This window comes from Pseudomonas sp. BIOMIG1BAC (genome assembly GCF_001705995.2).
GTDB lineage: Bacteria > Pseudomonadota > Gammaproteobacteria > Pseudomonadales > Pseudomonadaceae > Aquipseudomonas > Aquipseudomonas sessilinigenes.
Genome location: NZ_CP049045.1, coordinates 3541485 through 3555366, shown reverse-complemented (window position 1 = coordinate 3555366; position 13882 = coordinate 3541485). Strand labels below are relative to the sequence as shown.

General features: G+C 62.8%; 11 protein-coding genes. 5 read left to right on the top strand and 6 right to left on the bottom strand.

Translation table 11 applies throughout. The features are described 5' to 3' along the window. Positions 1-26 precede the first annotated feature (26 nt). Positions 27-2306, top strand: a complete 2280-nt coding sequence (locus ATY02_RS16575; protein ID WP_068576110.1) for a KAP family P-loop NTPase fold protein — start codon at positions 27-29, stop codon at positions 2304-2306. 532 nt (positions 2307-2838) lie between these two features. Beyond that, positions 2839-4044 carry an MFS transporter gene (locus ATY02_RS16570; RefSeq protein WP_416220663.1) on the top strand — a complete coding sequence of 402 codons (1206 nt, stop codon included), beginning with the start codon at positions 2839-2841 and terminating at the stop codon, positions 4042-4044. A 12-nt stretch (positions 4045-4056) separates the two neighbouring features. Here ATY02_RS16570 and ATY02_RS16565 read toward each other — a convergent pair whose 3' ends face one another. The 4 genes from ATY02_RS16565 to ATY02_RS16550 form a co-directional block, all read right to left on the bottom strand. Beyond that, on the bottom strand, positions 4057-4752 hold the full coding sequence (locus ATY02_RS16565; protein ID WP_176719807.1) for a peptidoglycan DD-metalloendopeptidase family protein: 696 nt from the start codon (positions 4750-4752) through the stop codon (positions 4057-4059). Between the two features lie 338 nt (positions 4753-5090). Then, a complete protein-coding gene (locus ATY02_RS16560) occupies positions 5091-7091 on the bottom strand; it encodes a peptidase U32 family protein (RefSeq protein WP_068576112.1) in 2001 nt (666 codons plus the stop codon). 113 nt (positions 7092-7204) lie between these two features. Beyond that, positions 7205-7585: a RidA family protein gene (locus tag ATY02_RS16555; protein ID WP_068576115.1), complete on the bottom strand. Its 381-nt coding sequence runs from the start codon at positions 7583-7585 to the stop codon at positions 7205-7207. 91 nt (positions 7586-7676) lie between these two features. Then, positions 7677-8627 (bottom strand): LysR family transcriptional regulator, encoded by a 951-nt coding sequence (locus tag ATY02_RS16550; RefSeq protein ID WP_068576117.1) that lies wholly within the window; start codon positions 8625-8627, stop codon positions 7677-7679. A gap of 139 nt (positions 8628-8766) precedes the next feature. Between ATY02_RS16550 and ATY02_RS16545 the strand changes: the two genes are divergently transcribed. Both ATY02_RS16545 and ATY02_RS16540 read left to right on the top strand, forming a co-directional pair. Continuing rightward, positions 8767-9942, top strand: coding sequence for a M20 aminoacylase family protein (locus tag ATY02_RS16545; protein ID WP_068576119.1), 1176 nt, complete (start codon positions 8767-8769; stop codon positions 9940-9942). Between the two features lie 25 nt (positions 9943-9967). Beyond that, the gene (locus ATY02_RS16540) at positions 9968-11293 is read left to right on the top strand and encodes an MFS transporter (RefSeq protein ID WP_068576121.1); all 1326 of its coding nucleotides are present in this window, start codon (positions 9968-9970) and stop codon (positions 11291-11293) included. A 338-nt stretch (positions 11294-11631) separates the two neighbouring features. On the opposite strand, the gene ATY02_RS16535 is transcribed toward ATY02_RS16540, so the two are convergent. Further along, entirely contained in the window at positions 11632-12198 is a 567-nt protein-coding gene (locus tag ATY02_RS16535) for a transcriptional regulator (protein WP_068576123.1), read from the bottom strand. A gap of 151 nt (positions 12199-12349) precedes the next feature. Then, on the bottom strand, positions 12350-12973 hold the full coding sequence (locus ATY02_RS16530; protein ID WP_068576182.1) for a TetR/AcrR family transcriptional regulator: 624 nt from the start codon (positions 12971-12973) through the stop codon (positions 12350-12352). 126 nt (positions 12974-13099) lie between these two features. Here ATY02_RS16530 and ATY02_RS16525 point away from each other — a divergent pair, with 126 nt between their 5' ends. Then, the gene (locus tag ATY02_RS16525; RefSeq protein ID WP_068576125.1) at positions 13100-13831 is read left to right on the top strand and encodes an SGNH/GDSL hydrolase family protein; all 732 of its coding nucleotides are present in this window, start codon (positions 13100-13102) and stop codon (positions 13829-13831) included. Positions 13832-13882: the final 51 nt, after the last annotated feature.

Sequence of the window (13882 nt, the reverse complement as noted above, 5' to 3'; positions counted from 1 at the left end):
GGAACCAGGATAAGGAACTGCAACGAATGTCGACCATCCAGAATGCTAGCGTCTCTGGTGGAAATGATGCGCCACTCACTCACCGCCAGGACGATCTTCTGGACCGCTGGCCGTTAGCCAAGCTGATTCATCGCGTGATCACGGCCACGCCATCGGGCTGGTCCTCGCGCATCGGCCTGTACGGCCAGTGGGGCAGCGGCAAGACCAGCGTGCTGAACTTCCTGCAGCAGATTGCAGAGGAAAAGGGCGATATCGTCATCCGCTTTCCCGTCTGGCGCACCAACGGTGAAGACGGGTTCCTGGCCCGCTTCTACCTGGAGTTGACTGAAGCACTGCAAGGTGAAGGCCTGGCCGAGCCCTTGCGCCCCTGGCTGCGGCGCTTGAGCCAGAAAGTCAGCCATATTGCAGCCAAGGCGACGGATACGGTTGCCCAGGCGCAGCTTCCGGACTCACTGGAGTACGGTCAGGTCATCACTGCTGCGGCCAAGGTATCGGGGGTCGTGTTCGACAAGTTGGGCAGCATGCTGCAACTCAAGGAAGAGGACCTGGAGGCGTTGCACAGACAGTTGGGTGCGCGCCGGGTGATTGTCTTCATCGACGACCTGGATCGCGCCGACCCGAAGATTCTGCCGGAAACGCTCCTGGCCCTACGGGAGCTGCTCGACTGGCCTGGGTTCGTCTTTGTCCTGGCGTTCGATCATGAGCTGATCAGCCGGGCGTTGTGCAGTTACTCCGAGGCTTTTGGCGAGTCCGCCCAGCACTTCCTGGACAAGATCATCGACGTACCCTTTGCCCTGCCGGCACCCACGGCCAAGCAGACAGAGAAGATGGTGATGAAGAACCTGCAGGCGTGCTGTGGTTTTTTACCTGCGACGACGATCGAGCGCTGTGCCCAGTGGTTTCCCGGCAATCCGCGCCAGGCCAAGCGCATCTGTCGCAGCCTGTCGGTGTTCGGTGCGGCGGCAGAGCGGCACAACGAGGGTGATCTGGACTGGCACGGGATTGTCTTGCAGACCCTGCTGCGTGAGCTGGAGCCCAGGATGCTCGAGCATTTTAACCAGCACACCCAAGTGCTCTTCAATGCGTTCGGCCCCAGCATGCTGGGTGGCCCAAACGAGGAAGAGCGCGAGCAGCAGCGACAGGCAGCGCTCGCCACGAGTCGCTTCGATCCAGAGGGACCGTTGGCCCAACGCTCTTTGCAACTGTTCGAGGCGTTCGTACTCGCACGGCGCGACAGCCAGTCGGGGCCGGAGAAAATCGACTACGAGATGAGCCTGGCAACCCTGGTACCTGCCTTCACGCTTCGAGAGTTTGCGCTGTTCTTCGATAGCTGGCTGGAGCATCGGAGCAAGGGGGTCATCGATGAGTTCATCCACCAGGCCATCGACCGGAGTGGGGAAACCGAGCGCCTGGTGATAAGGGACATGCTCAATGCCGCCAACATCCAGTATGGGCAGCTTCACAGGGCGGCTGGCGCGTGTTACTCCCGGAGTGCATTTGAAAGTGCCGCTGATAAATGCCTGGCGCTGCTGGAGTTGATGGAGTGGTTCTACGGCGAGAGGGCGAGCGAGACCATGAGGGCGGTTTGTCGGGAACCCGAGGTCTGCCTCGCCGCGATCAGGACCTTCTTCGACTTCCTGAGCCTGGATGACACTGAACTGGATCGGAACATTCGCCAACGCGAATGGTGTTTGGCCCAGCGCATTGCGGCTAACTGTGATGAACCGAACCAGATTCACTTTGCGGTCAAGACCCAGTTCCGACAACTCATCAGCTATGGCAGGCAGGACTTTGAGGCCCGCGACCAGTACCTGGACAAAGTGACACAAGCAGTGGTGCCAACCCTGGTGCGCAGGGCGATCGAGCTGTTCTTCTGCCCAAACGGTATCGCCAACTCATTGTTTTCGGAGAACTCGAAGTATCAATGGCTGCTAAGTGGCAAGAGCTCGCCCTTGTATGAGAGCACGGCCGCAATAGAGCTGTTGGAGACCCGCATGCAGGCTTCCAGGGATGCCCGGCAGAATGCCGTGCTGGCAGATAACGCATCCGCTTACCTGGGCTACTTCGAGCTGCGTGAGCCATTTCCACAGCCGTTGCTCCTCTACTCGGCCGCTGTCCATGGTCGGTACGTTCAATTGAGTTGGCAGGCATTGATCCAGGTCGAGCCCAGGGTCCAGGTACTGGTTCGGCTCAGGAGCCTGCGCCACAACCTGTTGACAGTAGGCGTGGCAGAGTCGCTGTTGCCCATTCCCGCTTGGTGGGCGGGCAGGGAGGGCGACCTGGAACATGAGCAGCTGGGCCTGTAGCGGCTTGGCATAGGAGCATTGCACTGCATCCTTCCAAGGCTGGAGCAATGGCTGGCCTGGTGCGCAGGAACGGGCCTGCTGGCCTCTCTTGTGAATGGAGCACCAGGCCCGGTGCAACGGGTAGCGAGAGAACTATCGGGACTCAGTGCGACAGGTCCGGCCCAGTGCCGACAGGGATTGGCACCGAGTTCACCCCGCACGGTTGGCGCAAGGTTCTGGCGCACTCCGGTAAACCTCTGGCCGCTTGCGTGGGTGTGCCCAACACCAGGCAGGCGCCAAGCCAGCACGGTAGCGAGGTTTTGCAAGAGTCCTGCGAGAGTCGCAGATGCCCTGTTCACTGCATGAAGTTCAACGCCGGCTAGATCCATTTCTGGGCAGGGGGCGAGGGCAAGGGGCTTGACCCGAGTGCGTGGCCGAAACTAGCATCGGCCTTTCATTCAATAATTCAATTGAATGTATTGCCAGGAGTCCTCATGCCCAATCCCAGGAAAGCTTCATCGAGCTCGCGCCTCCCGCTGTGGGGAGGATGGTCATGACCGCACGAGGCCATCGCGAACAGGTGTCCATGCCTGGGACGGTCTACTGGTTGGCCCTGACCATTTTCGTCCTGACCACTTCCGAGTTCATGGTCGCTGGCATGATGCCGTCCCTGGCGGCGGTGTTCGGCGTCAGCGCGGCGCAAATCGGCTACCTGATCGCCCTGTATGCCTTGGGCATGGTCCTGGGCGGTCCCTTGCTGACGGCCTTGTTCCTCTGGTTGAAGGTGCCCAGCCGGCAAGCCCTGCTCTGGCAACTGGCCCTGTACCTGCTGGGCGCCGTAGTGGCTGCCAGCGCCAGTCACTACGGCACCATGGCATTTGCCAGGGTCATCACCGGTGTGGCGGGTTCGGCATGCATCGGCGGGGCGCTGGCGATCTGTGCCGAGACAGTGGCGCAGGAGGCCAGGGGCCGGGCCTCATCCATCGTGCTCAGCGGCATGATGCTGGCCACTGTACTTGGGGTCCCGGCGGCGACCCTGATTGACCAGCACCTGGGCTGGCGAACCAGCTTTTGGCTGGTGGTGGCGCTGACGGCTGTGTGCGTCGTGATCGTCAGGGCGCTGGTGCCGTCTTCGCGAGAGTCGAGCGGCGCTGGCCTGGGTGAGCAGTTCAGGGCCCTGGGCAGCGGCACGCTATGGGCCGCCTATGCCAGCAGCGGCTTGGTGATCGCCGCGGCCTACGCGGCATTCACCTACGTCACGGCGATCTTGACCGAGGTGTCCGGGGTACCTGGCACACTGCTGCCGATCCTGTTGGGGCTGTACGGCCTGATGAACCTTGTCGGCAACAGCCTGGTGGGGCGTTTCGCCGATCGCTTCACCTTCGCCGTACTCAGCTCGGGATTGCTGGTGCTGGGCCTGGCCTTGCTGGCCTTCGCGCTCTGCGCCGAGCAGGCGCTGTTCAGTGTCGTGGCATTCCTGGTCATCGGCCTGGTGGGCGTGCCCCTGAGCCCGGCCCTGATCGTGCGGGTCATGCGTACCGCCAATCCCGGACCCCTGGTCAACAGCGTGCATGTGTCGGTGATCAATGCCGGCCTGGCGTTCATCGCCTGGGCTGGCGGGCTGGCGATCCAGGCGGGCCATGGGCTCAAGGCACCTTTGTGGATCGGTGCCGTGCTGGCGTTGCTGGCCTTGCTGACGCTGTTGCCGCGCCGGGTCAGGGCTTCGTTGGCGCCAGCGCCACTTTGTGAGCCGGGTTGATGGTGGTGTTGCTCAACCCGGTGGTAGCAGGCGTATCGGGTCGACCGGCACGCCATTGGCGCGGATCTCGAAATACAACTGGGCGCGGTCGGTATCCTGGGACCCGGCTTCGGCGATTTTCTGGCCCTTGATCACCATCTGGCCTTCCTTGACCAGCAGTTTGCTGTTGTAGGCATAGGTACTGGTGTAGGACGGCCCGTGCTGGAGAATCATGAGGTTGCCGTAGCCGCGCATGTAGCCGGCGAACGCCACCTTGCCGCCGAGGCTGGCGTGGATCGGCTGGCCCTCGGCGGTGGCGATGCGGATGCCCTGGTTGAGCTTGCCGGTAGGCGAGAAGCGTCCGATCAGCACCCCGCGCAGCGGCCAGGTCCAGCCCTTGAGAGTGACCTTGGGCATCGGCGGGGCAGGCGGTGGGGCCTTGCTCCTGCTGGTGCTGGTTCGTGTCTTGCTGCTGGTCACCCGGGTCGTTCTGGGGGCGCCACCGCCCACCTTCAATACCTGGCCGACTTCCACGGTATAGGGCGCCTTGAGACCGTTGAGCCGCGCCACTTCCTTCCAGTTCGTGCCGTTGCGGCTGGCGATGGAATACAGGGTATCGCCGCGCTGGACGCGATACTCGCCAGCCTTGAGGGGCCCGGAGTTGGAGGGCTTGGAACTGCACGCCGACAGAGTCAGGAGCAGGGCAATGAATACGAATCTTGCGAACACACGTTATCCATTCTGTCTTGATAGGAGCGGGGGCCGGAGTGCGGCCAGCGCCGGAATCGGCTTGTCGCTCAGCGAGGTCGGCCACTATACCTGTTTGCCGATCGACCGGCGCGTAGTAGACCACGGCGACTGACAGGGAACTCCCCCCTGGCCGAGAAAAAAACGCTACGTACGTAGAAGAGGGGACGTATGTGCAATGAAACCAAGCATGGCGCATAACAGGCGGAACGTTGTGCCTGTCAGCGCCGGGCTATTGGCAGGTGCAGGCTGGTGGCCTGGATTCTGGAGTCTGGAATCTGCAGCGGGCGCGACGGCATTGCGCGGCGCCCGCCAGCCACTCAATGCGGTGCGCGGTGAATGGTCTTGAGCAGGTCTTCGGGGCTGATATGGCCCACCACCGAGTCTGCACTGCTGCCGGGCAGCGGCAAATCGAGGATATGGCCCTTGATCTTGCCCACCACGTGCATTTCGCAAGGCTTGCAGTCGAACTTCAGGGTCAGCACCTCGTCACCGTGCACCAGCTGCATCGGGGCCACCTTGGTACGTACGCCGGTCACGCCCTTGGCCTGCTTGGGGCACAGGTTGAAGGAGAAGCGCAGGCAATGCTTGGTGATCATCACCGGCACTTCGCCGTGTTCCTCGTGGGCCTCGAAGGCGGCGTCGATCAACTGCACGCCATGGCGATGGTAGAAGTCCCGGGCCTTCTGGTTGTAGACGTTGGCCAGGAACGACAGGTGCGATTCGGGGTAGACCGGCGGCGGGTTGCTTTCGGCTTTGCGCGAGCCCCGTGGATGGGCGGCGATCCGTGCGGCGTCCAGGGCTTCGATGGCTTCCCGGCGCAGGGCCTTGAGCTGGGAGTTGGGGATGAAGTAGGCCTGGGGGGCGTCCAGCTTGACGTCGGTGGCGTGGTAGCAGGTAGTGCCCAGCTGGCCCAACAGGTCGCGCAATTGCTCCAGGGCCTGCTCCGGCTTGTTGGCCACGCCAAAGGGGCCGTCCAGGGCGACGCTGATGCCGATGCCTTCTTCACTGGTGGCGCTCAGCTCCAGGCGCTCCTCGCGCAGCCGGGCCTGCCAGGCCAGGCCGATGCGGCGTTCGGCGGAGGTACGGGTCAGGGCCTGCTGCCAGTTGTGGTCCAGGTTGCGGCTCAGCGGATGGTTGGGGCGCAGGCGATGCAGGCCCTCGGGCATTTCGTTGGGCTCGACGCGATAGCGATAGCGCTTTTCACCGTCTTCCTCGAACTCGCCGCGGGCTTCGGCGATGTTGGCGCGAAAGCCCACCACCTCGCGCTTGACCAGCAGGTTGAGGCCGTCGCCGTTGGACAATGGCTCGAAGGTCACCACCTCTAGGTCGCGCTTGCCGACCTTTTCCACCACGCCCACCGGCAATCCGGTGAAGGTTGGCGAGTCGAAGGCGCCGATGTCGATCTTGCGCTCGCTGACGAAGTAGTCGGTGCTGCCACGGTGGAAGGTCTTGTCCGGGTCGGGAACGAAGAAGTGCGCGGTGCGGCCGCTGGACGCGCGAGCCAGGTCCGGGCGGTCTTCCAGTACGTCGTCCAGGCGCTGGCGGTAGTAGGCGGTGATGTTCTTCACATACCCCATGTCCTTATAGCGACCCTCGATCTTGAACGAGCGCACCCCGGCCTCGACCAGGGCGCGGATGTTGGCGCTCTGGTTGTTGTCCTTCATCGACAGCAGGTGCTTTTCGTAGGCGATCACGCCACCGTGCTCATCCTTCAGGGTGTAGGGCAGGCGGCAGGCCTGGGAGCAGTCGCCGCGGTTGGCGCTGCGACCGGTCTGGGCATGGGAAATGTTGCACTGGCCGGAGAAGGCCACGCACAGGGCGCCGTGGATGAAGAATTCGATGGCCGCGTCGGTCTCGGCGGCGATGGCGCTGATTTCCTTGAGATTCAGCTCACGAGCCAGTACCAGCTGGGAGAAGCCGGCCTGGTCGAGGAACTTGGCCCGCTCCAGGGTGCGAATATCGGTCTGGGTGCTGGCGTGCAGTTCGATGGGCGGAATGTCCAGCTCCATCACCCCCAGGTCCTGGACGATCAGCGCATCGACACCGGCATCGTACAACTGATGGATCAGTTTGCGCGCCGGCTCCAACTCATTGTCGTGGAGGATGGTGTTGAGGGTGGTGAATACCCGGGCGTGATAGCGACGGGCGAATTCCACCAGCTGGGCGATATCGCTCACCTCGTTACTGGCGTTGTGGCGGGCGCCGAAGCTCGGGCCACCGATGTACACCGCGTCGGCGCCATGCAGGATGGCTTCGCGGGCGATGCCGACATCGCGGGCAGGGCTGAGCAGTTCGAGGTGATGTTTGGGCAAGGACATGTTTTTTTAATCAGGCTTATCAGGGTCAAGGCGCGCATTGTAGCGGCGAAATGCTTGCCCGGCACCCGTGTGCTGCCCGGTGGCGGCTGCGCACTGGGCGCAGCCGCTTGGCATCAGGCCTTGGCGGCCATCGCGGTGACTTCCACGCGCATTCCCGGCACTGCCAGCGCCGCTACGCCAACGGCTGCGCGAACTGGCCAGGGCTTGGCGAAGAAACGCTGGTAGACCTCGTTGAAGGCTGCGCGATCGGCCATGTCGGTGAGGTAGATGGTCAGGTGCAGGACCCGGTCCATGGAGCTGCCGGCGCGCTCCAGCGCGACCTTCAGCGCTTGCAGGGTGCACTCGCTTTGCAGGGTGATGTCGCCCAGTTCCAGGCTGCCGTCGGCATGGGTCGGGATCTGGGTGGAGACCAGCAGGCCGCCGAAGCCTGCGACGTCGGAGGAAATGGAGTCGGCGTCCGGATCGGGCAGGAAGGAAATATCTTGGTTTGCCATGGGGCTCTCTTGTTCGAGGGGTTACAAGGGCAGGGCCGTTCGGGGCGGTCGCTGCGCAAGGCTTGCATCATGCCATCCGTGGCCCGGCTGTTCAAAACTGCAGGCTGAGCATCCTGGCCAACTGCCGCTGCGCCTCGCGGTGGGAACGATTGCAGGCCTTCAAGGTGTCCTGCAGGCACTGGACGAAACACTGGGCGGCCGAATCCAGGGGCTGGTCACGCAGGTGAATCACGCTGGCTTCGCTCTCCTCGAGGGGTTGCTCGAGGGTCAACGCCCGAACCCTGCCCTGCAGCGGAGGACAGAGCATCATGGGTTCGGGGGAGTAGCCGAGCATCCCGGCATCGGTGATCAGGCTGCTGAGCATGGCACTGGACTGGGCACAGACGATGCGCCCGGGGTCTATGTGCAAGCCGTGGCGTTCGAATAACTGGTGCATGAGTGGCGCTTGGCTGGACTGGCTGAAGTTGATCACCCAGTCATCCTCCAGCAACTCGGCCAGCGAGCGCGCCGAGCATCGTGGGTGCTCGTGCACCGCCAGGACCTTCATCCGGTAGCGTGCCAGGGGCATGTGCACGAACTCCTGGGGGGGCAAGGGGGCGGCGGGCCCCAGGGCCAAGTGCATCAAGCCATTGCGCAGCAGCGGCAGACTGACGGCCAGCAGGCCTTCATAGACCTCCAGCTGGACCTTGGGCAGCGCCTGGCGAAAGGCCTGGACCGTGCTGGCGAGTACGGTCTGGCCCAGCCAGGGGGTCACCCCTACGCACAGTCGCGAGGGCGTTTCTCCTCGTAGGCTGGCCAAGTCGGCCTGGGCTTTTTGCAGCTGGCTGGCGATCTGCGTGGCGTGTGGCAGCAGGATCTTACCGGCCGGGGTCAAGCGGGCCCCACCGGTATGGCGGACCAACAGGGCCAAGCCCTGTTCTTCTTCCAGTTCCCGCAGGGCTCGGGTCACTGCCGCCTGGGACACCTCCAGGCGGCGGGCAGCGGCGCGGATTCCGCCGCCCTCGGCAACGGCCACCAAGGCCTGCAACTGATGGAGTTTCACTGGGGGCTCCTGAATACCAACGGTTGTCACGACAACGTTTTTGCGGCTTATGCCTGGCATTTTCCGGCGCTAGGTTAGGTCAATGGACCGGGGTCGGTCCATGCGCTGCACGTCACATAGACCTTCAGGACACGACACCATGCATGAAACCCGGATAAGTCCCGGAATCGCTGAAATCACTCCGGCAATGATCGAGTTGCGACGGGCACTGCATGCCCAGCCGGAGTTGGGACATGAAGAGTTCCTTACCCGTGAGCGGGTGGTCGAGCTTCTACGCAAGTGGGGCTACGAGGTCCATCTGGAACTGGCCGAGACCGCCGTGGTGGCTAGCTTGCACAATGGCCATGGCCCTAGCCTGGGGCTGCGGGCAGAGCTCGATGCGTTGCCGATAACCGAGCAGGGCGAACATCCATGGCGCAGCCGCACACCCGGCAAGATGCATGCCTGCGGGCATGATGGGCACATCGCGATGCTCCTGGCCGCTGCTTGTGAGCTGGCTCGCAATCGCTGCTGGCGCGGCACCCTGCATCTGTTCTTCCAACCGGCAGAGGAAGGACATGGAGGCTCTGGCGCCAAGCGCATGCTGGAGGAGAACGTCTTCGAGCTGTTTCCCTGCGATGGGATTTTCGCGCTGCACAATTCGCCAGGCATGCCGGTTGGCCAGTTCGGGGTGCTGGCCGGCCCATGCATGGCGTCTACCGACAACATCGTCATTTTCATCGAAGGTGTTGGCGGTCATGGTGCCATGCCGCATAAGAGCGTGGACCCGGTGGTGATCGGTTCCTCACTGGTCATGGCCCTGCAAAGCCTGGTGTCGCGCAATGTACCGCCCAGTGACATGGCCATCGTGACCGTTGGTGCATTCCTGGCGGGCGATGCCGCCAACGTCATCCCCCAGCAGGCCGAGTTGCGCCTGAGCGTGCGGGCCTTGCGACCTGAGGTCCGGCAGATGCTCCGGGCGCGAATCCAGAGCCTGGCCGAACTGCACGCCGGCAGCTTCGGCGCCAAGGCACGGGTGATCTTCGGTGAGGGGTATCCGGTCCTGGTCAACGACCAGCAGGCCAGTTCGCTGGCCGCCGGGGTGATTCGCGACTGGCTTGGCGAAAACGCATTGGTGCAGGGCCTGCAACCGATTTGTGCCAGCGATGACTTTGCCTACTGGCTGGAGCGTGTGCCCGGCTGCTACCTGTTGATCGGCAATGGCGACGGCGCGGGCAGTTGCGAAGTGCATCACCCGGAATATGACTTCAACGATCAGATCTTGCCCCTGGGCGCCAGCTTCTGGGTACGCCTGGCCGAGCGTTTTCTGGCCTGAATCGAACGCCTGAGAGGAACCGTTGATGACAACAACAAAAACAACGACCACCACGACCCTGCTCGATGCGGCAACTGAGTCGCCCCGGCCCAAGCATCACCGGGCGATTGCCGCGATCTGCCTGGGCAATGCCCTGGAGTTCTACGACTTCCTGGTCTACAGCATGCTGGCAACGCTGATGGCCCGGCTGTTCTTTCCATTTGGCGATCACTCGCTGATCCCCTTGATGCTGTCGCTGGCGGTGTTTGGCACCGGCTTCGTCATGCGCCCGCTAGGCGGTTTGCTGATCGGCCTGTACGCCGACCGTGTGGGGCGCAAAGCGGCGTTGCGCCTGACCTTGTGGTTGATGGCGAGCGGCTCGCTGTTGTTCACCCTGGCCCCTACCTACGCCCAGGCCGGGCTGCTTGGGCCGGCGGTGATCATCCTGGCACGTCTGGTCCAGGGGTTTGCTGTAGGCGGGCAGATTGGTAGCTCCACGACGATGCTGATGGAGTATGCGGATAAGGATTCCCGGGGCTACTACTGCAGCTGGCAGACGTTCAGCCAAAGCCTGGGCATCGCCTTCGGCGGGGTGCTGGTGATGAGCCTGAGCAGTCTGTTGAGCGCCGAGGCCATGGATAGCTGGGGCTGGCGACTGGTATTTGCCGTCGGCATCCTGGCGATTCCCATCAGCGAGTACATCCGCCACCGGCTGCCGGAGACCGAAGTGCACCGCAAATTGGTACGCCAGGAGCCGGAGGACGAACGCCAACTCAAGCTGCTGTTGCGCCACCCGCGGCAGATAGTGGCCGGAGTGCTGCTCGTGACCGGTGCCACCGTGCCTATCTATACCATTCAGTTCTACCTGGCGAACCATGCGATCAGTGTCTTGCACATGCCCCTGGCTGTGGCGACCTGGGCGGCTATCTTCGCTTGCCTGCCACCGTTGCTGCTGTCCGCCCATGCGGGGCGGTTGAGTGACCGCATCGGGCGACGCAAGTCGATCTTCTGGCCACTGCCCATCCTGCTGATCGCCATCTACCCGGCGTTCCTGTTGGTCAATCTGTATCCGAATATCCTGATGCTGCTGGCGATCGTGACAGTGCTGAGCATCCCCTTGACCTACACCATCGTCCCTAACATGGCGCTCTTGCCTGAATTGTTTCCGGCCCGGATCAGGGTCAGTGGAATGTCCATCGCCTACTGCATCGGCGTGGCGGTCTTTGGAGGGTTCACCCAGTTGTTCGCTGCCGCACTGGTCAGCCTCACTGGCAGTCCGAATGCCCCGGCCTGGTACATGTTCGCCGCTATCGTGCTGTCCCTGGCGGGGTTGAAGTTGGCACCTGAAACGGCTGGCAGGGAGTTGGATTGACAGGAAAAGGAGCAGGACTGCGCCGGCATACAAGGTTGCAAATGGATCAATTGAGTCAATGTTGACTCATTGGCGGCTGCGAAGTATCTTGTCGCCAGTTCGGACTTTTCCGGATATTTCATCGGTAATCCGTGTGCAGGGACGGCGCTGACACCCTCCCAAGCCCAAACAGCACGAAGTGCCCTGGCCGCGTTGCTCTGCCGTAGGTCAAGGTACGGATGGATTTGCCGGTCCAGCTCCTTTGGTTGGCCGCAACCAGCCAATTTGCCCCGTCGGCCTTCGGACCGCGGGGCTTTTTTGTGTGCCGGCAATGCACTGGAATGGGGGAGGACAGCCCGTCAGGCAGGCTTGGTGGTGGCAATGGCGCCATGGAGGAACATCTGTTCCACCACATTGGCCGAATTGGCGCTGGCCGCGCGGCCACGGCGCTCGGCATCGACAATGCCGAAGATCAGGGTGAGGAACAACTCGGTGAAGACCTGGGCGGTGATATCGATGCGGAACACTCCTAACTGCTGGCCTCGCAGGAAGAACGCATCCAGGGCATCGGTATAGAACTGCCAGCGTTCGTCTTCGCCGTCGTTGAGCATGGTGTCGGGACGGTACTGGAACAGCAGGAACACCAGCATTTCGCGATGGGCCAGGTGCTCGCTGACCAGCGAGCGCAGGGCGGCTACGGGCTCGTCATGTTGCAGGTCGGTGCTGTCGATGATGCGATTGAGTACGCCTTGGCCGTGGTCTTCCATCATCTGCAGCAGCTTGTCGCGCGTGCCGCAGAAGCGGTGCAGGGTGGCCTTGCTCACTCCGGCGAGTTCCGCCAGCTCCTTGAGGGTCGCCCGCGGACGGTCGACGATGGCCTGGGCCAGCGCCTTGATGAGTCGTTCGTCTTGAGGGGTCAAGAGCATCAGTGGACCTCGTGTCAGTTGTGAAATGCACGCATTGTGCAGAAATAGTCGATGGCTTCAACGCCAATCAGCGATTGGATGAGGAAAACCGCCACTCAAGTCGCGTTCCAGACGTTGGTTCCAGGAGCACCTTCATCGCCACCCGATGGCTTCAACCCGGGTGACCGGCCTGAAACAACTGCTGGAAACCTTGCAGGGTGCTGTCCACGAAGCGTTCATCGGTGGTGCCTTCAGGGAAATCCAGGACACCCTGGATAACCAGGGAGGCCAGGCCGTGAGTGTAGGACCAGCCGGCGAGGGCCGCTCGCCGCACCTGTGGCTCGTCCACCTGCAGGTGCAGTAACTCGGCGATGATGCGCCGCAACTCGCCGAAGGCCTGTTCTCGGGCGATGGACAGCTCGGGGAGCATTTCGCCGGTGGCGAACTCGGGGCCGAACATCAATTGGTACAGCGCCGGATTGCGTCGAGCGAAACCGAAGTAGCTCAGGCAGGCGTTGCGCAGTTTCTGCGTACCGTCGACGGTGCTGTCGTTGAACACCAGTACCGCTGCCAATTCACGAAACCCTTCGGCTGCGAGGCTGCCGACCAGCTGGGCACGATTGGCGTAGTGATGATAGGCGGCAGTGGCACTGACGCCCACGCGTTCGGAAACCGCTCTTAATGAAAGCCGGGTCGGTCCCACTTCCTCCAGCATTGCCCGGGCGGCAGCCAGGAGCTGCGGTGCCAGGTTGCCCACGTGGTAGGAGTCGCGCGAGCGTGGGGAGTTCTTGGTCATGGGAAGTTCGCCGGTATGGCCTGAAGGGGCCTGCAAAGCGCGAAATCCTACCACGGTGATTAATCTTGACGCTGATAAGATTGCACCTTAGCCTGCATCCCATCTCTTGCATGGGGCTCGTCAATCATGTTGCAAAGCCTGTCCGGATTGCTCCTGGCGCCGTTGCTGCTGGCCCAGGGGCGCTATGTGCGCAGGGTCACTCCACGGCTTGCAGAACCTGCTGGCGAACGATCCGGCGCCTGTGGTGCCGGCCCCTTGCTGCGGTTGTTGATCATAGGGGATTCGGCCGCCGCCGGAGTGGGGGTGATGCACCAGGCCGACGCCCTGTCTGGCCAATTGGCAGCGCGCCTGTCCGGGCACTTCACCCTGTCTTGGCGCCTGCTTGCCCAATCCGGGCTCGATACCCCGGCATTGCTGCAAAGAATCGAAGACAGCGATACCGAGGATTTCGACGCCGTACTGGTTTGCGTCGGTGTCAATGATGTCACCGGCGGTATCGGTGCCAGGGCTTGGATGAGCTGTGTGGCTCGCTTGGTGGCGTTGCTGCGCAAAAAGTTCGCAGCCGCCCGGGTCTTGCTGTCCTGCGTGCCACCGATGCATGCCTTTGCTTCCCTGCCGCAACCTTTGCGCTGGTACCTGGGGAGCAGGGCGCAACGCTTCAACCAGTTGCTTGGCCAGTGGAGCCAAGCGCAGCCCGGGGTAACCCTGGTAGCCGGCGAGCTACCACTGCACGACGACATGCTGGCCGTGGATGGTTTTCATCCTGGGGCTCTGGCTTATGGAATCTGGGCCGAGGAGGTGGCGACCGTGTTGCGCCAGCCCTGGGTCGCAGCGCGCGGTTGCCGGCCTGGCAACTGAGCCACTACGCCGTCCCCTGGCAAGCTGGGCGACGGAACCTGAGTAGCATCA